This window comes from Pseudoalteromonas aurantia 208, assembly GCF_014858725.1.
GTDB lineage: Bacteria > Pseudomonadota > Gammaproteobacteria > Enterobacterales > Alteromonadaceae > Pseudoalteromonas > Pseudoalteromonas aurantia.
In genome coordinates, this window is sequence record NZ_AQGV01000015.1 from 835,718 (window position 1) to 857,249 (window position 21,532).

18 protein-coding genes are annotated in these 21,532 nt (G+C 40.7%); 10 read left to right on the forward strand and 8 right to left on the reverse strand.

Annotation, left to right across the window (positions count from 1 at the left end):
• Window positions 1–22 precede the first annotated feature (22 nt).
• Entirely contained in the window at window positions 23–1,405 is a 1,383-nt protein-coding gene (locus tag PAUR_RS21845; protein ID WP_192509830.1) for a sigma-54-dependent transcriptional regulator, read from the forward strand.
• Window positions 1,402–2,679 (forward strand): sensor histidine kinase, encoded by a 1,278-nt coding sequence (locus tag PAUR_RS23945; protein ID WP_192509831.1) that lies wholly within the window; start codon window positions 1,402–1,404, stop codon window positions 2,677–2,679. The genes PAUR_RS21845 and PAUR_RS23945 overlap by 4 nt, the downstream gene beginning before the upstream one ends.
• Here PAUR_RS23945 and PAUR_RS21855 read toward each other — a convergent pair.
• Both PAUR_RS21855 and PAUR_RS21860 read right to left on the reverse strand, forming a co-directional pair.
• Window positions 2,676–3,206: a hypothetical protein gene (locus PAUR_RS21855; RefSeq protein ID WP_192509832.1), complete on the reverse strand. Its 531-nt coding sequence runs from the start codon at window positions 3,204–3,206 to the stop codon at window positions 2,676–2,678. The genes PAUR_RS23945 and PAUR_RS21855 overlap by 4 nt on opposite strands.
• Window positions 3,206–5,404, reverse strand: coding sequence for an LruC domain-containing protein (locus PAUR_RS21860; RefSeq protein WP_192509833.1), 2,199 nt, complete (start codon window positions 5,402–5,404; stop codon window positions 3,206–3,208). Before PAUR_RS21860 ends, PAUR_RS21855 begins: the two co-directional genes overlap by 1 nt.
• A 211-nt stretch (window positions 5,405–5,615) precedes the next feature.
• On the opposite strand from PAUR_RS21860, the gene PAUR_RS21865 reads away from it, so the two are divergent.
• Complete coding sequence (locus tag PAUR_RS21865) at window positions 5,616–6,239, forward strand: LysE family translocator (RefSeq protein WP_192509834.1); 624 nt, start codon at window positions 5,616–5,618, stop codon at window positions 6,237–6,239.
• 8 nt (window positions 6,240–6,247) lie between these two features.
• Here the strand turns inward: PAUR_RS21865 and PAUR_RS21870 are convergent, their stop codons facing one another.
• The 3 genes from PAUR_RS21870 to PAUR_RS21880 all read right to left on the reverse strand — a co-directional run bounded on the left by PAUR_RS21870 (window position 6,248) and on the right by PAUR_RS21880 (window position 9,725).
• On the reverse strand, window positions 6,248–6,835 hold the full coding sequence (locus PAUR_RS21870) for a hypothetical protein (protein WP_192509835.1): 588 nt from the start codon (window positions 6,833–6,835) through the stop codon (window positions 6,248–6,250).
• Window positions 6,836–6,906: 71 nt separating this feature from the next.
• Window positions 6,907–8,262 (reverse strand): MATE family efflux transporter, encoded by a 1,356-nt coding sequence (locus tag PAUR_RS21875; RefSeq protein ID WP_192509836.1) that lies wholly within the window; start codon window positions 8,260–8,262, stop codon window positions 6,907–6,909.
• 71 nt (window positions 8,263–8,333) lie between these two features.
• Window positions 8,334–9,725 carry an aminotransferase-like domain-containing protein gene (locus PAUR_RS21880; protein ID WP_192509837.1) on the reverse strand — a complete coding sequence of 464 codons (1,392 nt, stop codon included), beginning with the start codon at window positions 9,723–9,725 and terminating at the stop codon, window positions 8,334–8,336.
• A gap of 92 nt (window positions 9,726–9,817) precedes the next feature.
• On the opposite strand from PAUR_RS21880, the gene PAUR_RS21885 reads away from it, so the two are divergent.
• The 4 genes from PAUR_RS21885 (at window position 9,818) to PAUR_RS21900 (ending at window position 15,239) form a co-directional block, all read left to right on the forward strand.
• Window positions 9,818–11,188, forward strand: coding sequence for a pyridoxal phosphate-dependent decarboxylase family protein (locus PAUR_RS21885; protein ID WP_192509838.1), 1,371 nt, complete (start codon window positions 9,818–9,820; stop codon window positions 11,186–11,188).
• A gap of 150 nt (window positions 11,189–11,338) precedes the next feature.
• Window positions 11,339–11,959, forward strand: a complete 621-nt coding sequence (locus PAUR_RS21890) for a hypothetical protein (protein WP_192509839.1) — start codon at window positions 11,339–11,341, stop codon at window positions 11,957–11,959.
• A 585-nt stretch (window positions 11,960–12,544) separates the two neighbouring features.
• Window positions 12,545–14,017 carry a winged helix-turn-helix domain-containing protein gene (locus PAUR_RS21895; protein WP_192509840.1) on the forward strand — a complete coding sequence of 491 codons (1,473 nt, stop codon included), beginning with the start codon at window positions 12,545–12,547 and terminating at the stop codon, window positions 14,015–14,017.
• Window positions 14,018–14,117: 100 nt separating this feature from the next.
• Entirely contained in the window at window positions 14,118–15,239 is a 1,122-nt protein-coding gene (locus PAUR_RS21900; RefSeq protein ID WP_192509841.1) for a hypothetical protein, read from the forward strand.
• A gap of 290 nt (window positions 15,240–15,529) precedes the next feature.
• Here PAUR_RS21900 and PAUR_RS21905 read toward each other — a convergent pair whose 3' ends face one another.
• Window positions 15,530–16,246: a substrate-binding periplasmic protein gene (locus tag PAUR_RS21905; protein WP_192509842.1), complete on the reverse strand. Its 717-nt coding sequence runs from the start codon at window positions 16,244–16,246 to the stop codon at window positions 15,530–15,532.
• Between the two features lie 298 nt (window positions 16,247–16,544).
• On the opposite strand from PAUR_RS21905, the gene PAUR_RS21910 reads away from it, so the two are divergent.
• Together PAUR_RS21910 and PAUR_RS21915 are read left to right on the forward strand one after the other, a co-directional pair.
• The gene (locus PAUR_RS21910; protein WP_192509843.1) at window positions 16,545–17,303 is read left to right on the forward strand and encodes a hypothetical protein; all 759 of its coding nucleotides are present in this window, start codon (window positions 16,545–16,547) and stop codon (window positions 17,301–17,303) included.
• A gap of 186 nt (window positions 17,304–17,489) precedes the next feature.
• Complete coding sequence (locus PAUR_RS21915; RefSeq protein WP_192509844.1) at window positions 17,490–18,551, forward strand: GGDEF domain-containing protein; 1,062 nt, start codon at window positions 17,490–17,492, stop codon at window positions 18,549–18,551.
• 224 nt (window positions 18,552–18,775) lie between these two features.
• On the opposite strand, the gene PAUR_RS21920 is transcribed toward PAUR_RS21915, so the two are convergent.
• The gene (locus tag PAUR_RS21920; protein WP_192509845.1) at window positions 18,776–19,231 is read right to left on the reverse strand and encodes a DMT family transporter; all 456 of its coding nucleotides are present in this window, start codon (window positions 19,229–19,231) and stop codon (window positions 18,776–18,778) included.
• A 248-nt stretch (window positions 19,232–19,479) separates the two neighbouring features.
• Between PAUR_RS21920 and PAUR_RS21925 the strand changes: the two genes are divergently transcribed.
• The gene (locus PAUR_RS21925; protein ID WP_192509846.1) at window positions 19,480–19,974 is read left to right on the forward strand and encodes a GNAT family N-acetyltransferase; all 495 of its coding nucleotides are present in this window, start codon (window positions 19,480–19,482) and stop codon (window positions 19,972–19,974) included.
• 109 nt (window positions 19,975–20,083) lie between these two features.
• Here the strand turns inward: PAUR_RS21925 and PAUR_RS21930 are convergent, their stop codons facing one another.
• Window positions 20,084–21,340: a DEAD/DEAH box helicase gene (locus tag PAUR_RS21930; protein ID WP_192509847.1), complete on the reverse strand. Its 1,257-nt coding sequence runs from the start codon at window positions 21,338–21,340 to the stop codon at window positions 20,084–20,086.
• Window positions 21,341–21,532: the final 192 nt, after the last annotated feature.

The following is a 21,532-nucleotide window of genomic DNA, read 5'->3' on the forward strand; positions in this document are numbered from 1 at the left end:
TACGGTGCGGCATGAAAAGAACATGCAGCGGACAATATTAATAATTGATGACAAAGCGGATGTCAGGTTATCAGCAAGGTTTTTGTTGAGTAATTATGGCTATGAGATTCTAGAGGCTGACTCACCCGTGGTGGGTTTGTCAGTATTACAAGCGCAAACCGTAGACTTAGTTCTCTTGGATATGAACTTTGCATTTGATACCACGTCAGGTGAAGAAGGCTTATATTTTTTGCGTAAGCTCGATGAGTTAGTGCAGGCGCCAGCCGTCGTGGCTATGACGGCTTGGGCTAATACAGAGTTGGTTGTAAAAGCATTACATAGTGGAGCATGTGATTTCATTGAAAAGCCATGGGATAATTCAAGGCTGACTCAGATAATTGAAAATGCATTAAAACTATCCGCGTTAGGGCAAAAAAATGAAGCGCTTAAACAAACAATTGCAGACAATACGCCTGATATTCATTTAATTTGTCATTCGCCTGCGATGCAGCACCTTAAAGCTCAAATCGACCGTGTTGCACAAAGCCAAGCAAATATTTTATTTACTGGGGAAAATGGCACGGGTAAATCAACGTTAGCAAATTATGTACACCAAGTTTCCAATCTTTCGGGAGAGTTTGTCGAGGTGAATATGGCAGCGGTGCCAGAATCATTGTTCGAAAGTGAAATGTTTGGACACACAAAAGGGGCATTCACGGGGGCTGATAAATCAAGAATAGGGCGCTTTGAATTGGCCAAAGAAGGTACTTTGTTTTTGGATGAAATTGCGGAAATGCCCATTTCTCAACAAGCAAAGCTATTAAGGGTATTAGAAAGTGGCCACTTTGAGCCGGTTGGAAGCAGTCAGACTCAATTTGCTAAGCCAAGAATACTCAGTGCGACAAACGCTGATATTGTCATGATGGTTGCACAAAGCAAGTTTCGTCAAGATCTCCTTTATCGGGTTAACACAATAACGATAGAGGTGCCGAGCCTTGCTCAGCGTAAAGAAGATATTCCGGCACTTGCGGAACAATTTTTACTGCGGCATCAACAAGCTCATCATAGAGATGACTTATGTTTTGCGCCTTGTGCGCTCAGGGCGCTGCAGTCATACCAATACCCCGGTAATTTACGAGAATTAAGCCATGTGGTAGAGCGTTTGGTTTTATTGAGTGTGAATCCACAAATTGTGGGGGAAGATATCGACACCTTATTGATGAATAATCCGCGAGAGAATATTAGTCAGACAGGGACATTGCCATTGATGACATTGGCTGATGCTGAGCAAGCCTTATTAACGCAAGCCTTAACAAGCACGCAAGGTCAAACGTTAGAAGCCGCAGCTTTATTGGGGATCAGTAAAAGTGCAATCTATCGGCGGCTTGAGAAGTATGATATTGCAGCAAAGGACTTTATACAGTGAAATTCAGCTCTCAAGAGCAGTTGTTTAAAGTTCTATCTGTTATTAATTATTTGATATTAATACTTTTAACCCTTAGTTTTGTTTGGGTTTATACACGTGATGGGTTGTATGTTGTGACCGCGTTTATGGTGTTGACTCCTATTTATGTTACGTTGTTTTGTTCGATTTACAACCAGTTCTTTGCACCTTATCGGGCGATGCAAACCGCTTTAGATGCCATTCGCTTTTCAGATACAAGTGTTAAAACCGTGCCAATTTATCAAAGTGGTGTGGCAGCACAGTTACACCATGAATTGGAACACATCACGACGATTTTTGGACAATGGCAAAGCGAACAAAATCAACATGCATTATTGGTAAATGAATTATTACAAGCACTTGATAGCCCTATTTTGATTGTGAACCAAGACTATCGCTTGATTATGGGGAATGTGGCGTTGACACATTGGTTAGATGCTGACTGGCGTTTGAAAAAGTTAGAAATTATCACAGAGATTGGTTTCAGACGTGTTGATGAAAAGTGGTGTTTTACTAACGGCGCCATCGCGGCTGCACACCAATTACGAGGCAGTGAAATCAGTTTAAATGGTGAAAAACACCACTTGTTGTTAATTAGTAATATCAAAAGTGAGTTAAAGCAGTCGCAAACAGATGCATGGCGACAGTTGGTTAAAGTGCTAAGTCACGAAATAAAAAACTCACTCACACCCATTAAATCAATAGCACAAACACTTGAACAGTTTTCTCATGATGACACTCAAAAGCAGATGCTGTCAGTGATTGTCGAACGGAGTGTGCATCTTCAGCAATTTGTATCTAACTACAGTAGTCTTGAAAGGCAAGTAGAGCTTCATAAGTGTAATGTCGCATTACACCCATTATTTTTAAGCGTGCGACAGCTTTACCCTCATTGTGAGATCTCGATATTAGTGAATGTCGAACAGTGGAATTTAGATCCCATATTGATTGAACAAGTACTGATCAATTTGTTAAAGAACGCGATGGAATCTTGTGAGGCTGGAGATATCGTGCCCCATATTGCACTGCGTGCAGATCAAAATGAGTTTGGCTTGACGATTGATGTTATTGATAATGGTATCGGTTTAGGGTCTGCAGAGCATTTATTTGTACCACTGTACACCACAAAGCAACATGGGCAAGGTATCGGATTAGTGTGGTGCAGAAAAGTAATTGAACAACATGGTGGTACTTTGACATTGACCGCTCGAGAGGGCTCAGGAGCGGTCGCTACGTTGGTGCTACATGCGCATTAGCGAATTTGAAACTGTTGTTGTTCATTATTGGCATCATATTGCCACTCGTATGTCATAGGTGTGGTGTTGTTATCGTAAAACCACACCTCTGCGACGAGCTGAATGTCACTGCGGCTGATTGTGAGTACTGTATTTAGAGGTGCATTACCTAGTGCAGTTCTGAGAACACAGTTATGTCTGTCGGCTTTAACTTGCCCTGTGAGCTTTTGACATATGTTTAAATAAGCGCGTTGATCTTCAAGTTTTAAATCTACATCAATAAGCAAAGAAAATTTAGTTGATAAATCAAAGTCTGTATCAATGACTAAGTCTGCCATTGATGTCACGTCAGGCGTTGGCTCAGGCGTTGGCTCAGGCGTTGGCTCAGGTGTTGGTTCTGGATCTGGCGTTGTCCCCGTGCCTGGCGCTGGGTCTGGGTTTTGAACCACAGGACTTGAATTTTGATTCGGTGTAGACGCCCCATCCTCACCACCGCCACATGCACTTAAAAAACAAAGGCTAAATAGAGTTACAGTTAATTTGTTCATTATTGTGCTCCCGATGTAATTACTTTACTAAGTTGCGGTTCGCTATACCACGTAATGCTGTTTTTACCTGCGGAGGTCGCAAATGCGGCAAATTTAGAATACGCATTGGTTATATCAATATTTTCAATAGGGTGTTGCCACGCTGAGCCAATTTCCATCGCCCAAGGTAGCCCTGAAGCAGTTTGAAAATAGGTATTTCCAGCCGGGTTAGAGGCGTCGTCACTGCCTGACACATTGTACAGCGACTGGGCAAAAGCTTCCGTTGGTGCTCTGTTTTTTAAATGCACTTCCCAGCCTCTTTTATCTACATTATTCATGAATTCACCGTGAAAGTGATCGTTACTTGCGAAGATAAATGGGTCTAATACATTCGCTGGGGAATCAGCGAGTGCTTTAGGTGCCAGTAAGGGAATTGTGACCGAAAATGTTACTTTGCTGCCATTTTGGCAGTTTACTTCCGTTCTAAAGTACTGACATCCACTATTTTTCTGAACATAATCCCAAACATCTTCCATTACAATAATGATGGCATCTGAGCGGTTCGCCTCGAGAGGAGAGTTTTCTTGCACAACGCCATCGATGGAGAAACTAATATTGGCCTCATCGACTTCGGAGCGGGCTACTCTGCGCTGTGTTGAGGCATTGATTTGATCATAAAGCCTGACAGCGAAGCCATTGTGGTAAGTTGCCCCAACGCCGACAATTTCACCTTCAATACGATACCCAACTATTGCCCCATTTTCTTTATAGCGTGTGCTTCTAAAGTGCATCACTAAATCGTTAAAGTCATAGTCTCCAGCAAAAGGCCATTTATCTTCATACGACAAGGTTACCCAGTCACTTTCACTTGGATACGCATCGCTTGCATAGGTGGTAATTTCATAATCTTCAACTTCCCCTCCTGAAACGCCACCGGTTGCACTGATATTTGACGCTTCTGTGCCATCTGTGACGCGAAACCGTGCCCATGTATTGCCTTCTAATGTAGTTTCAGGAACAGCAATCAGCAAACTGTTATCGCCTGCATTGATGGCGACTTTATCTAGAGCAACTTCGTCAGACGAGAAAACCTGATCTTGGTTCCAGTCGACCCACGCGTATAAGTAACTATTTTGAGAGGCGGTTACAATGACTTGTGTCGTTTGCCCGCCAACAAAATCAGTAACAAAAGCAACGCCATCATCAGAGTTATCAATAGGTTCCGCCGCTAAATCAGCTGCAGTATTTATGTTTTCACCATCTACGCTGGCACCCAAGTAAACAAGGTTTTGGCCATCATCATTTGGGTCATATAAGTGACGGGGTCCACTGTCGGCAAGTGTGGTAGCATAGCCATTGGGGGCATCACCAAAGTCGATTGAATTATCAGTTACTTTTACTTCAGCAATGGCGCAGCGAGCACCGTCATTTTGTGATGACTTAGGACCACTGGTAAACACCGCCGCGGTTGGTGTGTATCCAACAACTGGACTCGTAGATAAATCTATCTTATGAATTTTTCCGCTTTTGTTATTACTGATATAAAATTGCCCATTAATATCAAAGTATGCTGCGCCGAATGCACCGCTGTCACCTGAAGTGTCTAACTGCGTTATAAACGTTGTGGTAGCTGTGTTGACGTTGATTTCATGTAAGTTGCCATTAGACTCCATCGCGTAAAGTAAATTACTGTTGGGATGAAAAGCAAAGTCATAGATTTTAAAATTCCAGTTCTCACTGCCGGTGTAATGAATGGCATTAATTGTTTGAGTTAAATCGCCATTAAGCGGAATTTTGTAGAGTCCATAGTTAGGCGTGTAAACAAAATAGTATGCAGATTGGTTAGGCTCAGTGCCTACTACCTGAATATCACCGACGTAAAAATTGGTGTCAGGTAGTCCAGTTACATCAAGTTCGGTCATATTATAGTCATCACCAATTTGCACAACGCTTCCAGGTGATTGTTTACTATACCCATACATATATTGATCTTTATAATTAAACCCAACAGCGTTGACGCTTGAAGTATTGGCAGCGCCTTCACGTGTTAGACTTGCTGTGATGGTGGTGGCTTTTGCTGAAACTAAGTCAATACCATAGAGTTTTGCGACAGAGTCTTGCATTAAAAATGCTTTACTCGGACAGTTTTCGAATGGGCCAGCAAACACACTCCCAGATGAGCATAATATACACAAGGACGCGATAGACGTTAATTTCATAATGAAGAACCAATTTAAAAGGTAGATATAGTCTTGAAAGCATGAGCTGTTCCAATTTTTAAATTGTTGATATCAAGGGTTTAAATGATTTCTTGGTGTTGAGCTTTTGCATCTTGCAATTACTTGTTTGCAGTTTGCGAGTAATATTCAATTTTCTGATTGGCCACAATCCGTTATTATGTGACTTTTTTAAGCTGTGATGAGGTATGAAGTGGAATTAACAACCTGGTTAAGTTTGGCGTTTATTTGTATGGTTGGAGCGATGTCGCCAGGGCCGAGTTTAGCCGTCGTTTTACGTCATTCTCTCTATAACAGTGCCGCACATGGTATTGTGGCAAGTGTGAGCCATGGTCTGGGTGTTGGACTTTATGCTGGACTATCGTTAGCTGGATTAGCCAGCTTGATCAATCATTTCCCTATAGTATATCAAGCGCTTGTTTATGGTGGTGCCGGGTATTTGGCTTATATGGGGCTGCGTATATTGATGAATAAATCCTCCGGTATAAACGTATCTGACCAAGGGGGAATAAACACGTTCAAGCAAGCTGCGCAAGATGGTTTTGCCATTGCGTTTTTAAATCCAAAGTTAGCGATATTTTTTGTCGCACTGTTTTCTCAGTTTATAGATCCGCAAGCAATGACCATCCAAGTGGCCTTGATCATGTGTGCAACTGTGTTACTGATTGACACGGCCTGGTATTTTGTTGTTTCGGTGGGAGCAGCTAAAGCCAGAGATAAATTTGATTTGACGAAAAAGCAGTCGTCTATTGACAAGATTTTAGGGATTGCTTTCTTATTGTTAGCATTGCGAGTGGTCATCGAACAATTTGTATAGTTGCGAGCTTATTCAGGATGCACTTGATTGTAATACTCGAAAATTTCCTGCTTTAAGTGCATTAGCCCATCATGTATGTTCATTATCTCAAGCGCGATAGCGGTGTCGTTAATGACCCGATTACTGGTAACATCAAATTTAGCTATATTTCCTTGAGATAAAATGAGCGTGACTTTGCTGTAATCCAAGTATTCGGCCAACTTAGTGGCGTTATATGGGAAGGTACGTATAACAAGACCAGATAAAGACAAAGAAAGGACTTTAAATGAGAATCCTAATTTTGTTGCCCGTAGTTGTACGCCAGTTAACTTTTCTGTTCGCCAATGCCTGTGATTTGAGTTTGTGTCAAAAATACTTGGTAGTCCGCAGCTAAAAGTGGGATTGTTTTTACCTTTCGTTTCTATATGGGCTGGAAAATACATAATTTGGGAGTTTATTTTTGCGAGTAATTGCAGATCGCTCGCTTGAGTGAGTGTTGTCAGCCACTGTTGTAACTGAGCCGTCTCAATATCGGAGAGTTGAATATCTAGTTGCGCCGTACTGTCTTGTTGCAGTACCTGTGTTATAAAATTTGATTCTTCTGATGTAAGCTTCATGGCTAATATTTACCGCTAGATTGTGCACCAGAGTAAATTATGCACAATCTATACCGACAAATATTATAGCGTTAAGTCAGTATTTTTACCTTACTAAATAGCCGACGTTTGAGCGTGAGTTGTAAAAAAGTGAAGCTAATAAGTGCTTGAAAGAAAACAGTTGCAGCAGATAAAAGCCATATTGTTGTGGTTGTTATCGTTGCTTGAGAAGTAAAATATATCAGCAGTATACTGAAACTCCCCACTCTTAAAAAAGTGCTTAAGAGTGCTGGCCAAGTATTGCCAAACGCTTGAAACATCGCCGAACATGAAAACACTAAACCAGCGGGCACAAAATTAAACCCAACATAGCTTAGAAATGTTGCGGCCACAGCTATAACCTCAGGGTCATTGCTAAAAGGTGTAAAAAAGATATCAGGCATTAAAATACACGGAATGGCCAGCAAAAACATCAGTGATGTTGTGGCAAGTGTGGTTGTTTTATAAGTGGTGTAAACACGCTTCATTTTACCTGCGGCATAATTTTGAGCAGCAATAGCAGGCGCCGCAAATGCAATGGCCATCACAGGTAAAAATAAAGATTGCATAATGCGGATCCCAAGACCAAACCCTGCTTGTTCATCAGTGCCTAATTGACTTAGTGCCCAATAAATAATCGCCATGTAGAGGAATGTTAGCATGAACTCACTCCCTGCCGGACCTCCTATTTTAAGTAATGATTTTAATGTCTTAGTGTCATTCTTTATCAAATTAGGGGCCAGTTTAAGTAGCCCTGGAGTGCGCTTAATATAAAAAATAGTCATGATAAGGCCACTAATTGTCGCAATAGAGCTTGCAAGGCCTGCCCCAGCTACGTGCATACCGCTAAACAGGCCAATGCCCGTAATGAGTACTGGTGACAGCACCATATTTAGTAGTAAGGCGACCATTTGAATGACCATAAAAGGTTTTACGAGCCCAGCACCACGCATAGAGGCAGAGATAACCGTTAATATAAACTGCAATGCTAACGCTGGAATAAACCAATATAGGTAACTCAATCCAGTTACTGCAATATCATTGGTCGCAGCCAAAAGAGAAAAGTAATATGGGCCAAATAAGTAGCCTATGGCACTTAGCAGTATGGTTGCGGCTATACCGTAAAAGAGGGCATGACTATATATGGCCGCTGCATTTTTTTGGTCTTTACGCCCAATGGCATGGGCAACCAAGGTTGCGCACCCCACATTGAATACTTGTGTTAAGGCCATGACAAAAAAGAACAGATTACCAGCGGTACTCACGCCAGCCAAGGCAACATCCCCTAAATTGCCGACAAAATATAAGTCAATGATGAAATATAACGTTTGAATAAATAGGCCAATGGCAATTGGCAAAGACATAGTAATAAGGTGTTTGTGAATGGGACCGCGGGTTAAGTCTTGCATTTTATGTTCTTAATAATCCATTTTAAGTACCTATTTTATCAATCGAGTTTCTCACGTCTTGATTGTAATTGCTATGAGAGTTGTATTTTGATTTCATTAATGATTATTGTGAGTTGTGTTTTTACTTCGTCAGTGGGCACTAGGCCTATATTGAGTCTGAAACAGTGATCATACCTATTGGTGTTACAAAATAAAGAACCCGACTTTATATAGATATGCTGGTGGGCAAGTTTCATGGCGAGTTGCTCAGTATTGAGTGCTGGAATAGCCAGCCACAACACCATTCCGCCACTGGGCATGTATATACTACTATTGTTTGGGAGCTGCTCCTGTAAATAATGAAGATACAAATTTTTATGGGCGCACAGATGTTGATTGACGTGTTTTAAATGCTGTTGGTAGTGGCCTTTGTTGATATAGTTAGCCATGGCTAATTGCAATGGTTTATTAACGCCAAGCGTACGAACTGAAAGCTGCTTTAAGAAGGCATCGAAAAATCGACCTGGTGCACACCAACCTAATCGAAGGCCGGCAGACAATGATTTTGAAAAGCTACCACACCAGATCACCCAACCGGTGCGATCATAATGTTTGATTGGCAGTGGTGTTACTTTAGTATGGCTTAGTTCGCGGAACACATCATCTTCGATAATAGGTGTTTGGTAGGTGTGTGCCAATTCAGCTATTTTTTGTTTTTGTGTATTGGTTAAGCTATGTCCTGTTGGGTTTTGATGATTTGCGCTCAGTAAGCACGCTGACACGCTATATTGACGTAGCGCATTCTCCATTTGTTCGAGATCTAAGCCATTATCAGTGCTTGGTATTTCTATTACTTGTCGGTTCAAAGAGCATAACAAATCAAGCAAACCGCTGTAACACGGAGAACTTACTAAAATAACATCATTGTGGTTCGTTGTGACCGAGATAGCGTGTTGAACTGCATCTAAGCAACCATGGGTGACCAATAGATCGCTCGCTGGCAGTGCAAACCCTTGATGTGTAAAATGATTACTTAACGCATGACGAAGCACGTATTCCCCTTCAGGGCTGGCATAGCCCCAGAGTTGATCATGATGTTTGCAGGCTTGTGTTAATGATTGACTGAGCCGTTTACTGTCAATCAGAGTGCTGTCTAACTCCGCAGTTGCAAGTGTTTGGCTTAAATTCTTCAATTGGCTTTTAGGTCTTACAAATGAAGCGGGCTCGGCTTTAAATTGTGGAAATTGATAGTGCTGTTGCGTAGTAGGAAGGCCCGTAACGAAATACCCTTTTTTAGGAAATGCCGTAATATAGCCCAGTGATTCAACATAGCGATAACATGCTAAGGCCGTTGTCATGCTTATTTGGTGTAAAGTACAAAACGTTCTCAGTGATGGCAGCGGCTCATCAATTGAATATGCATTGTTTTCAATATTATTAATTAGCTGTTGACCAAGCTGCTTATATTTTGCTGTTTTGCTCATCTGTTATCTAAAAAAGCCATTGTCTGTATCTGTTATCTAATATTGGTGAGCATAAACTAATGGGTATGTTTAGTCATCAATTAGGTTAAAAAATGGCATATAGCTCAGCAACACAAAAGCGCCTTCTAGAGATGCTTGAAGCACAATTCAATCAATTTCATACTGAACTTGGTTGTCGAGCGGTGATATCGAATGATACAACTTTGGAACCCGTACCCCTGCCTACTCATGGCATGGGGGTTGAACAACTTTGTATGCATTTCAATGATCAAGTCGCACCTAAATTGTCGGCGAGTAATGGAGGGCGGTATTGGGGGTTTGTAACAGGTGGCGCTAACCCTGCGGCGACATTAGCCGATTGGTTTGTCACGGTATTTAATCAGAATGTGTCTAAAGGAGGCGACTCGGTTGCATCGCAATTAGAGCGGCAAACAATCGACTGGCTCCGAGCGTTATTTTATTTGCCTGATAGCTTTACTGGACTATTTACAACAGGGGCGACTGCGGCAAATTTATTGGGTGCGTTAACAGCTCGGCAATTTATTGGTGCGCAACAAGGGATTGATGTTGCACAGCAAGGCATGGCTGGCTTAGATGTGATGATTTATGCCGCATCACCACATGCCAGCATGATAAAAAGCTTAGGGATGGCTGGGTTTGGTCAGCAAAATTGGCAGTGTGTAGATACGTTACAAGACACGGAGGCGATGTGCATTGATTCGTTAGCAACACATTTATCACGTTGTGATAGCCTAGGAAAAATAGTGATTGCCAGCGCTGCGACAGTAACAGGAACTGATTACGACGATTTAATCGCCATCAGTCGACTGTGCGAAACACATGGCGCTTGGTTACATGTTGATGCAGCATTTGGTATTTTCGAACGATTAATGAATGGCCCAGAGCATAAAACCAATGGCATTGAATTCGCAGACAGTATCACACTCGATTGTCACAAATGGTTAAATGTCCCTTACGATTGTGGGGTTTTTTTAACGCGCCAACCCAATCACTTGGTCGCAACATGTCATGTTGATGCACCTTATTTAGCGAGTTCAGCGCAAAACCAAGATTATATGTCTATGGGCATTGAGAACTCGCGTAGATTCCGAGCTTTACCTGTCTGGGCTACGTTATTATCTTATGGTAGACAAGGTATAACAGCACATATTCAAAGTAATGTTGATTTGGCACAGGCACTGGCGAGCTGGCTGGAAAATTCACAGTATTATGTATTACTTAAGCCGTGTGAGTTAAATGTCGTATTGTTTAAACCAGGAGATATGCATGTATTGCAAGAAGTCAGGCTGTGTTTGGAGGCAATTAATCAGTCAGGGAAAGTCTTCATGACACCCGGTGTTTGGCAAGGAGAGCGTATTATTCGGGCGGCATTTAGTAACTGGGAAACCACTGCAGAGGACTTATTATGCGTCATTGAGCTGCTAGAGAGGTTGGCAAAATAAGCAACGCGGCAAGTTATTGCCGCTTAATATCAACGCACGCTTCGAATATGTCTATGTTTAGACATCATACGTACCAATATAAAGAGAAACCTATTGGAACGGCTTTTGCTTTCAATGGCTTAATATTGAGTTAAGCGGATCAAACGTGCCATGTCATTTATACAAAGCATCAATAGTAACAGTCGGCCTTATACACAGTTTTCTGCAGTCAATGAGAAGAGCCTTAATAAGCAGACACAGTTCCATATCCAATATGAAAATGTGCAAAAGCCAAAGCAGGCTGACTCTGATTTTGCGGTGAATATATCGAGAAGCCATGCGGACGCATCTAAATTTGCAACTTTCTATTATGAAAAGATAAAAGGGCACGCTAACTCTGTCGTTGATGATTCACTTCCCGCTGATAAGTATAGTAAAGGGCTGCATCACGAAACACTTAGTCAGATTATGAAAATGCCCATTGATGTAGAAGTAGAGCGCCATGAAATGCAGCAGGCGCTATTGTTTAACTCTTTAGGTATTGATTTTTTGGCGTATAAAGAATTGGGTGTACGTCGTGAAATGTTGGCGTTGGCCGAAGATGATATCATGGGAGATGATCGATTGGCTGATTATGAAAAAGCAAGGTTTGTTGACGCAATAAGAGGCTTTGATGCACGTTTGGAAGAGGCGCAAAATGCGTTGCTTGGTGGCGTACCATCAGATGCTTTAGACGCAGATATGAACGACCCGAGTAACCCTTGGTCAATTTTGGCAAAGGCTGCTGCGTAGTCAATAGGACTTTAATCGCGCTTTAAGCTGCTGATGGTGTTTAGACCAAAAATAGCTGTCACCGTGGCGTGTGCGGCAAGGTAATGACGGGCAGATTTAAAATTGATTAAATAACCTCAGCTCTGGATAAGCGAATTTGCCCAATAAAGCTATTTTTCTCACTCTCGGCGTTGCTTTCATTTGTAATAGCCGGCTATTACTGCATAAAAGTGCCTTGATATTGAACAAAATATCCTCATTGGATTGTACGCAAGTTTGTTTACAAAATATTTTCTATTCCAAAACCCTTATCCAAACCTGAGGTTAAATAACCTCAGCTCTGGATAAGCGAATTTGCCCAATAAAGCTATTTTTCTCACTCTCGGCGTTGCTTTCATTTGTAATAGCCGGCTATTACTGCATAAAAGTGCCTTGATATTGAACAAAATATCATCATTGGATTGTACGCAAGTTTGTTTACAAAATATTTTCTATTCCAAAACCCTTATCCAAACCTGAGGTTAAATAAGATTTACAGCGTTTACTATTGATTATTGGTTGAAATTCATTACTGTATCGATTCATCCGCAGTAAAAGTAGATTGTTTTGAAACTACAGTATAAAACACAGGGCTTTACCATTGATGAGAAAGCATTCAGTGTGATTTCAGAAGAGGGTACTACGCGTGCGCTCCGCCCTAAAACATGCCAATTACTCATTATTTTACTTAAAAATTCAGGTCAAGTTGTCACTAAGCAGCAGCTTCTTGATGCCGTCTGGGCGAATAGCGTCGTGGATGAACAGGTTATCTTTCAGTCGATTAAAGAAATTCGTCAATTGTTTCAAGATCATGATGTGATTAAAACATTGCCTAAGCAAGGGTATATTTGGTTACCGAATGTAAAAACCAGTCATGTAATAAGCTCCGTTATCGGTCTTCCCTACATGAGATTTATGGTGATACTGCTTATCGCCACGGCATTTAGCTTGAATTACTTTTGGTTCTCGTCAGCACCTAATACGTCATTTCATTCGGATATTACAGGCTCTGTGGTGATATTACCGACTGTGAACAATATTGAAGGTAATGATCACAGTTGGGTGCGATTAGGTATGATGGATCAAGTAATCCAAAGATTGCCTAACCATGATAAATTTGGGATCTTGCAGACGGATTATGTCTTGGAAGTATTAGCGCGAGCAAACGTGCCGTTACAAAATATAAAGCCTCATCACGTCGGTGATATATTTCAAGTCTCAGGGGCTGAGTTGTTGGTGAGTACTAAGTTATCGGGCACACCTCACGATTATCAATTGAGCTATACTTTTTACTATCGAAAAGCGCAAACTAAAGGTGTGCTTTTTTCGACTGACCCGCAATTGTTAATTGACAAATTAGTGAGGGAATTAAATTTGGCGTTGGGGGTCAGTGATGATAGTAATCACGGATATTATCATAGTGACTTTAGTGATGAGATGCTGGGTGTGGCAATTGATTTACGCTTGGAAAACAACCACCTGGCGGCAAAAGAGTTGTTAGAAGTCATCGTCCTAAAAGACCCCAATAATTTGACTGCGCAGCGTCTATTCATTGAAACGCTTTTAAATTTACAGCAATTAGCTGAGGCAACTCAGCAACTGGCTATAGCACTGCCATTGGCACAACAACAGCAAGATCATTCAGAGCTGACTCGATTATTATATTTTCAAGCGATAAACTTAATTCAAAGCAATAGTCCCACTGAAGCATATGGAATCATCGCACGCGCGTTCAAATTAGCTGAAAGTTATCACGACTGGTTATTTATGGCTTACTTAACTGATTTAAAAGCTTATTTAGCTACACAAGCACAACAGTTTTCAAAAGCAGAGGCATATTACCACCGGGCAATGCACTATCATCGCGTATTAAAATGCCCTGTAGGGGAGTCTTCAACATGGGTTCGTTTAGGTTTACTTGCAAAGCAGCAAAATAACGTAGAGAAGCAAACGTTTGCATTTGAGCAAGCAAAATCCATTGCAACGCAACGAGAATTACATCAGCAGGTCGAATTAATAGAGCAAATTGGATTTAAATAAAAGTATAAATATCATATGTTTCAGTAAATTTTAGAAAGCTTTATTAGAGAAAGACATAACTTGATGAGATAACAGAGCCCTTATTTAACAGGAGCTAGTTATGTCGTTTTTACATTCTCGAGTGCTGATTGGGGCACTCTTATTTTTTGCTTTTTTGGTGATGCTTGTCACATCTATTTTGTTATTCACTCAGCGCCATGATGCAGCAATTTCGGTTATGCACACCATGATAGGTGTGGTGATGAGCGGTACTATTGTTTGGCACACAATTAAGAATCGACGGATACTTCTTAGTTATTTAAACCCTCTCAAAAAGCATAATGGCGCTTACTCATTGTCATTTTTCTTAGCTATAAGCTTAGTGACATATTTAAGTATGGCACCTTATTTTAGTTTGAGTCCTGCAGCGATGGTGTATCGATTTGGACAATCATTAAAAGCGGCAGACAAAGCTGAGCATGGCAAAGAGGTTATATTTGAAGAGTACAACGCTGCCATCCCAAAAGCACAGGGACAGACGGTCACTGTTGAATTCAAAAAAGGTCCGTATTTTATGTGGCCGCAATACGCGCTTTGGATTGAAACACTGGAGGGTGAATTTGTTCAACCTTTATATGTCACGCGTTCAATTGCGACCAATAATTTTACAAACAAAGTAACGAAAGTGGATGCTGAGCAGGTATTTGATAGCCATTTAATGATTGGTGAAAGTCCACTCGCATTAACGGCTTTAGAGGGGGGGGAAGATCCACAAACCAAGAACACACGTATGAGGCCCGAGTCTTTACCGGTTTTTTTGCATAAGTTAGGCAAACAGGCAAGTAATGGTTATTTTTTGCCAACAGATAATGCATTACAAGTGGATGGATATAGTGGCGCTACTATGATGAATAACTTCATTTACCATACTCAAATGAGGGATAGATTAGTTGGCCAATATCGGGTTAGGCTAGAAATAAATCACTCTTTTGATTACAACAGTTATTATCGTAGTGATAGATTCCCAGATGACAAAGTCTACTCGGGAGATGGTTATTCTGCGCAACCGTCAGTGGTGTATGAAACAGTGATTGATTTTTCACAACCACAGCAGCTACAAAAAATGACCATTGTTGGACGAGGTCATCACTCAGGAAAAGATGGTATTTTATATCGAGACTTAGAGAACTTGACCACGGCACTGGAGCTGGTTGACCGAGTGCTTATTAGCCATTCCTTGTAAACGTATATTAACATGCTTACTCATTGCAATTGTGTAAGGTACCAGCGACAAATAATGCCTTAACTGCAACGGCATTGAGAATGACTGATGTGAATTAACAACATACTGAAATTTTTTCCTAGTGGTAAATCACTTATCAGTTGCCTGCATGATCATATATTTAATGAAATTCGCAGGCTCAATTGTTTTGACATGCTACCGACTAAAGTCGCTGCATGATGAAGTGTGTAATGTACTGATTAGTAGAGATGGTAAGCACGTAAGTTAATGACATGAGGGAGTTGCCAAAGCTATTTTGCGTCACTCCCATAATTTCTGATTATTTGGTTTTCAGCTTTGAGGATGAGTGCGTCTAACTTTCCTGATTGCTTCATTTCTATGATTTTTTGGTCTACCTCAGGTACTAGATGTGCAAGAGATTGATGAACATAGTGATATAGACTCTGTCGGTCGAGGCTTTGCGGTGATGGTATGACATTGGTAATATTCAGTTGTTCTAACATTACCAGGCCGTCGAGTGTGTTTGTTAGTGCAACGTCCGCAAGGCCTGCTGACACCAATCTCATTAGCTGTTTTGTAGAATTCATGTCTGTGACATGAGGCATTCCTTTCGTGATATTTTGGGTATGTTTTACGCCTCTGACTTTAACAATACGGTATTGGTTTAGATCTTTAGGTGTTTTTATGTCTATATTGCTATTGATGCGCACAAATGCCATTGTTTCTAAATAGTAATAAGGCGTAGGAACCCGGATAGTTGAAGGTGTTTCTTTACCATAGCTATAAATACGCATTATTTCCCCGTCCTTTAAACCGGTTCGTGCTTCATGTTGAGCGCGTTTCCCTGGTAAAGGGGAAATGGTAATTTTTATGCCTAACTCGTTATAAACTTCAGACAAAATAACTCTGCCAATTTCTTGCTCAATAAGATAGTTAATCGAGGCAAAATGGTACTCTTGTGCATGGGGTTTAGACATGATGAGTAATAATACAAATAAATACTTCATGTAGTTTGAGGTGCTGCCGATCGTGTTGTTTTACTTTATCTCTCTAGTTTAGCAGTGTTCAAGCATTGCGTCATTGTCTTAGGGGCTGTTGCTCTTAGCTGTTTTACTTTTTACATCAAAAAAGATTGCTTTGTTTATAAAGGTTTTCTGATTGGTTTAATTTATGTTTCATTTGGTTTTTGGCACTTCTTTTGCTGCTTTTTTATTACTTCTCGTGAAGTAGTTGTTAATTCAGTTGTTGACACAATATACGGCAAGTTATTGCCATATCAATTCATACTTGTAAGGAATAACAGACATGAAATTTTTAGTTGTTACAGCAATGGTTATTAGTAGTGTGTTTATATCGACTAATATCAGCGCATCAGATCAACCAAAACCGCAGAATTTACCGCAATTACTCGAATACACTAACGGTGCGAAGCTATTAATAGAACAAGGAGCCTTTGATGATGCTTTAGCTCGACTTCAATGGTTAGATGAAAACGCGACGCGCATCAGTTATGACTTTTATGATTTAAAGCGACCGCTGGTTTACAGTTTGTGGTGGGATTTAGTCGCATTGTCAGCTTCGGCAGATATTGCTTATACTCGAAAGCGTGGAAATATGGCAAAGCAATTTATGTTGTCTCCTCAACAGTGCGAAACCTTTGATACGGTGTTGTGGCTCAATCAATCTCAAGAGCATGAACAGCGTACGCTCGGCAATTTGACGACTGTCCATAACAATTATAATGGGAGTTTAGAGCGATGTTGGAATGGCGATGCAGAATACCTTGCTGTGAAATACATAAATCACGCATTATTGGAGCGATATTCTCCTGATATCTTATCGGGTTTTATCCAAAATATTATTGTTCGAGTAACCAACGCTTATGAAGCATGTAACATGGCAGACGAGCAGCAAGTATGTGAAGAGCAAGTTCGAGATCATCTAGTAGAGACTTCAATTTTATATCAAGCGGTTGCAATGGATAGAGATGACCTACCACTGGCTGGACGTATTGGTGGAGAAACGCTCAAACTGTTATTGCAATGGCAATATAGCCCACTTTAATTGAGAGAGCCTCGAAGTATTATTATTGTAAATCTTACTATGAGTGATACCACGATGTTTTATCACTCATAGTATAGATTTTTGGAGGACAGTGATTATGCTGATGTGTAAGGTTATGGATAACATCAGTAATACCTGAAGATTTTTACACTACACTTAACATTCTTGTTTTAGGTGAGTGACATAATGACTGACAGAATACATCAAACACTTGTTGAGCAGTATCAAATTTCGGAGTTGGAAATTCAAACCCGTAAGAATCTCTTTGAATTAAGTGATGATGAACTTGAGTTTTTAAACAAGTATCGTTTGGTCATCGATGGGCATTTAGATGAGGTTGTTGCTCATTTTTATACCTTACTTTCAAAAGATGAGTATGTCGGTTTGTTAATAGGAGATAGTGAGACGTTTGAGCGGCTCAAGAGTGGGCTGCATAAATACGTGTTGGATTTGTTCTCTGGATTTTACGACGCTGAATATGTTAATAATCGACTGAGAATTGGGCTTGTTCACAAACGCATAGGCTTAGAGCCAAAATACTTTTTGTCGGCAGAGCGTTATTTGCGTCAGAGTATAGATGTGACGCTGCAAACGCTTGTGGATGATCCTGTTATTACGGGGAAAATTTCATCGATTTTAGAGAAATTGATAGCGTTTGACATGTCATGGATATTTGATACTTATATTAGCTCTATGCTCAATGAAATGAACTCGTTAAAATTAAAAACAGACTTATATGTTAAATCGTTAGAAGAGCGTATCAGGGGGCTATCTCGACTCGCCAGTAAAGATCCACTGACTGATTTATACAATGTTCGTAGCTTTCGCGACTTTTTACGTCGAGAATTGTTGTTGGCTAAACGCAGTCATGCCTCAATTTCAATTGTGTATTTCGATATTGACGATTTTAAAGAAATTAATGATAAGTGCGGACATAAAGAAGGAGATAACGTTTTGAAGAGCATTGGTAAAATACTGATGTCTATCGCAAGAGAAACTGACATCGCAAGTCGTCAAGGCGGGGATGAGTTTTGCCTTGCTTTAATAGGCTGTGAACTCTCTGAGGCACAAGCCATTAGTAAGCGGCTCGTTGAAAAGTTTGCGGCTGAATTTCCTCATTACGCCTTAAGTATTGGCATTGCTGAACTGCAAGACCAAACCGATTTAGATGTAGATGGCGTTATTCATCGAGCAGACCAAAAAATGTATCAAGCTAAAAAAAGTAAAGGATGTAAAATTTGTAGCTAACCTGAACTCTCAGTAATGAACATAAAACAATATATACGCTCAGAAGGCTATTTGAATTCGCCTAATTGCCTAGCTAACTGAATGCTGGCGGAAAGTACGTAGCAAAAACGTTCGATTGCTCATGATGTAAGCCCCTTAGAATTAACAAAAGTATTAAATGACATTGTGCAGGTACGCACTTAAGGCATATCAATGTGATAGGCGATATAGGTGCGAGAAGTATATTATTTTCTTGCAATCAATAACATACCGATGATAACGAATACAGCACCGATAACTCTATTGGGTGTGATATCGATTTTAGGGTAACCTAGCCAACCATTTTGATCTAATGCCAAAGACGCGATGATTTGCCCACATACAATTGAAATTGCCAATATCATAGCGCCCAATTTGGGCGCTAAGAACACAGACATAGCAATGTTAAATGCGCCGAAAAACCCACCAAGCCATGCCCACCATGGAATAGAAGAAAACGCATTGGGCTTAAACCATGCTCCACCTTGAACAAAGGCAATGACGCCAAGCACTATTGTACCGATCAAAAAAGAAATAAAAGCAGCTTGTATTGGGCTGTGTAGGGCGATTCTTAATTGTGCATTTACGCCCGCTTGAGAGGCAAGTGAGAAGCCAATTAATATGCTGAAAGGCAAAAGTATGTATATTCCAAGGTTCGACACGGGGTTTCTCCAAAGTATTAAACATGAATGATATGGGGTGTTAGAAAAAAAGCCAGTATTTGTTTGAATATGCTACGTATTGTAGAAAAAAGTATGGCGTTATTTGGAATAAATTGAACGTATGCACACCACTTGGTAAATGATTGGTATACAGCCCGGTTAAATGAAGAGGTTGAATCACCTTTAATATTTATAGTCGTTGTGTCTTAATGGGCATATTCATATCTAACTAATTGACGATTAATACAATGATCATCCTACGAAATATGTGTAATGACGATAAACAGCATCTTGTTGAGTATTTGAATGATCCGACTGTGACAAAATACTTATCGTCAAAGATCCCAAGCCCCTATACAGTTGCAGATGCAACTTGGTGGATTGATATTGGCTCAAAAGAGCACGCGATAGTCAGAGCCATTACATACAATGAGGTATTTTGCGGAGTGATTGGTGTTTATACCCAAGCGTTTGAATACGCACACAGTGCAGAAGTGGGTTACTGGGTTGCTAAACCTTATTGGGGAAAGGGGCTTGCTACACAAGCACTGCGTTTATTTACTGATGAGGTGTTCAACAGCACCCAGATCACGCGAATCTTTAATCCGGTATCAGAGCCAAATACAGCGTCGATGCGAGTGCTTGAAAAAGTGGGTTATCAACACGAAGGTATATTGCGAAGGTCGGTATGTAAAGCGGGCCAATGTTATGATGAGTACGTATTTGCAAAGCTCAAAAATTAAGGATATTTGATAATAGATTTACACTGGGGAGAATATTTTAAAATGACAATGAGTACGGTACTGTGCGCTCATTGTCATTATTTACAACGCTAAATAGTGGGATAGATGGTTAGCGCCAAGGCATTGCATCTAGTTTAATTTCTTTGCCTACCACTTTTTCAATTAAGGGCACCAAGCGCTCCTGTTCAGGGCTGACAAATGAAAATACATGACCATGGATGTGCTTACTCTTTAAGTCAGGCGCATCGACAATGCCAAACATTTCTGTTGATGCGACTTCGACAGAGAGCTTTTGTTTCGCAATTTTTTCTTCAATCGCTTCTTGCGTAGGATCTACAATCGGTGTGGTGCGTGCTGTGCGTCCGGCACGGTGAATATAATCATTGCTGTTGACTGGTAAGTCATAATTGATCACATAATAAAGCTGATCAATGTCTATACCACGAGAAGCAATATCGGTTGCCACAAGCAATTTACAATCGCCATTTTTAAATTCGGTGAGGCTTTGTTGGCGCTTTTTCTGAGGGATCTCATTATGAATGCCATGACAACTGAAGCCTTGCTCAGATAGCTGCGCGACTAAATTGTTTACATCGTGTTTTGTGCGGGTAAAAATCAGTGCTTTATCGCAATTGAGCATTTTCAGTAAAGTCATGAGGTTTTCTGATTTGTGATCACGTTGGCACTTATACATGGTGTGCAATATTTTGTTTACAGCAGGTTGAGTTTTGCTCGCGCTGATCTTTTTTGTATGTTGCTGATGTGTTTCGCTGTATTTAGCCAGTGCATTGGAGTCTGTTGCAGAAAAGATCACCAGTTGTCTTTTTGCTGGTAAAGCTTCCATGATGGTTCTGAGTTCTTTAACAATGCCCATGCTGACGAGGCGGTCAGCCTCGTCCATCACAAAGTGTTGTACTTCAGACAGTGAAAATACGCCTTCTTTTAACAAATCGACGAGGCGCTTCGGTGTTGCGACTAGAATGTCGGTACCACGTTTGAACCGTTTTGTTTGCGATGTGATGCGCACGCCACCAAATACACTGATGGTTCTTAATTTAAGGCCAGTATCGAATTCGGCAATAGATGCTTCTACCTGCAGTGCTAGTTCACGTGTTGGTACTAAAAATAGCGCGCGTAAAGGTCGAACTTGTTTATCGCTATTATCAACTTGACTCAGCTCCTGTAAAGTTGGCAACAAATAAGCCGCAGTTTTACCAGTACCAGTTGGTGCAATCGCATAAGTATCAGCCCCTGATAGCACGGCGCCAATAGACTTTTCTTGAATTTCAGTCGGTGTAGTGTAACCAAGGCGTTTTATATTTGCTTGAAGGGTCGGGTTAAGCCCGAGCTTTGCGAAAGTTGTCATGTTGACCTGTCTATAGGATAGTAAAGGCGCATTATAGCGAGTTTTTGCATGAGTGCACAGTTCAGAATGAGCGGTAAGATCAGGTATTGTTTGTAAAGTATATTCAAGTAGGCCTAATTCGTCTGATACAGTGCCCTATTCGGGCACTAAAAATCTAGGTACGCCCATTATATTTGTTGCTGAAAAGCGATA

Coding starts and splice junctions, on each gene's coding strand:
- PAUR_RS21875 (WP_192509836.1), bottom strand. CDS start 8,262: ATGCAAGACTTAACCCGCGGTCCCATTCACAAACACCTTATTACTATG.
- PAUR_RS21915 (WP_192509844.1), top strand. CDS start 17,490: ATGACTGACAGAATACATCAAACACTTGTTGAGCAGTATCAAATTTCG.
- PAUR_RS21910 (WP_192509843.1), top strand. CDS start 16,545: ATGAAATTTTTAGTTGTTACAGCAATGGTTATTAGTAGTGTGTTTATA.
- PAUR_RS21855 (WP_192509832.1), bottom strand. CDS start 3,206: ATGAACAAATTAACTGTAACTCTATTTAGCCTTTGTTTTTTAAGTGCA.
- PAUR_RS21860 (WP_192509833.1), bottom strand. CDS start 5,404: ATGAAATTAACGTCTATCGCGTCCTTGTGTATATTATGCTCATCTGGG.
- PAUR_RS21930 (WP_192509847.1), bottom strand. CDS start 21,340: ATGACAACTTTCGCAAAGCTCGGGCTTAACCCGACCCTTCAAGCAAAT.
- PAUR_RS21870 (WP_192509835.1), bottom strand. CDS start 6,835: ATGAAGCTTACATCAGAAGAATCAAATTTTATAACACAGGTACTGCAA.
- PAUR_RS21890 (WP_192509839.1), top strand. CDS start 11,339: ATGTCATTTATACAAAGCATCAATAGTAACAGTCGGCCTTATACACAG.
- PAUR_RS21845 (WP_192509830.1), top strand. CDS start 23: ATGCAGCGGACAATATTAATAATTGATGACAAAGCGGATGTCAGGTTA.
- PAUR_RS21880 (WP_192509837.1), bottom strand. CDS start 9,725: ATGAGCAAAACAGCAAAATATAAGCAGCTTGGTCAACAGCTAATTAAT.
- PAUR_RS21900 (WP_192509841.1), top strand. CDS start 14,118: ATGTCGTTTTTACATTCTCGAGTGCTGATTGGGGCACTCTTATTTTTT.
- PAUR_RS21885 (WP_192509838.1), top strand. CDS start 9,818: ATGGCATATAGCTCAGCAACACAAAAGCGCCTTCTAGAGATGCTTGAA.
- PAUR_RS21925 (WP_192509846.1), top strand. CDS start 19,480: ATGATCATCCTACGAAATATGTGTAATGACGATAAACAGCATCTTGTT.
- PAUR_RS21905 (WP_192509842.1), bottom strand. CDS start 16,246: ATGAAGTATTTATTTGTATTATTACTCATCATGTCTAAACCCCATGCA.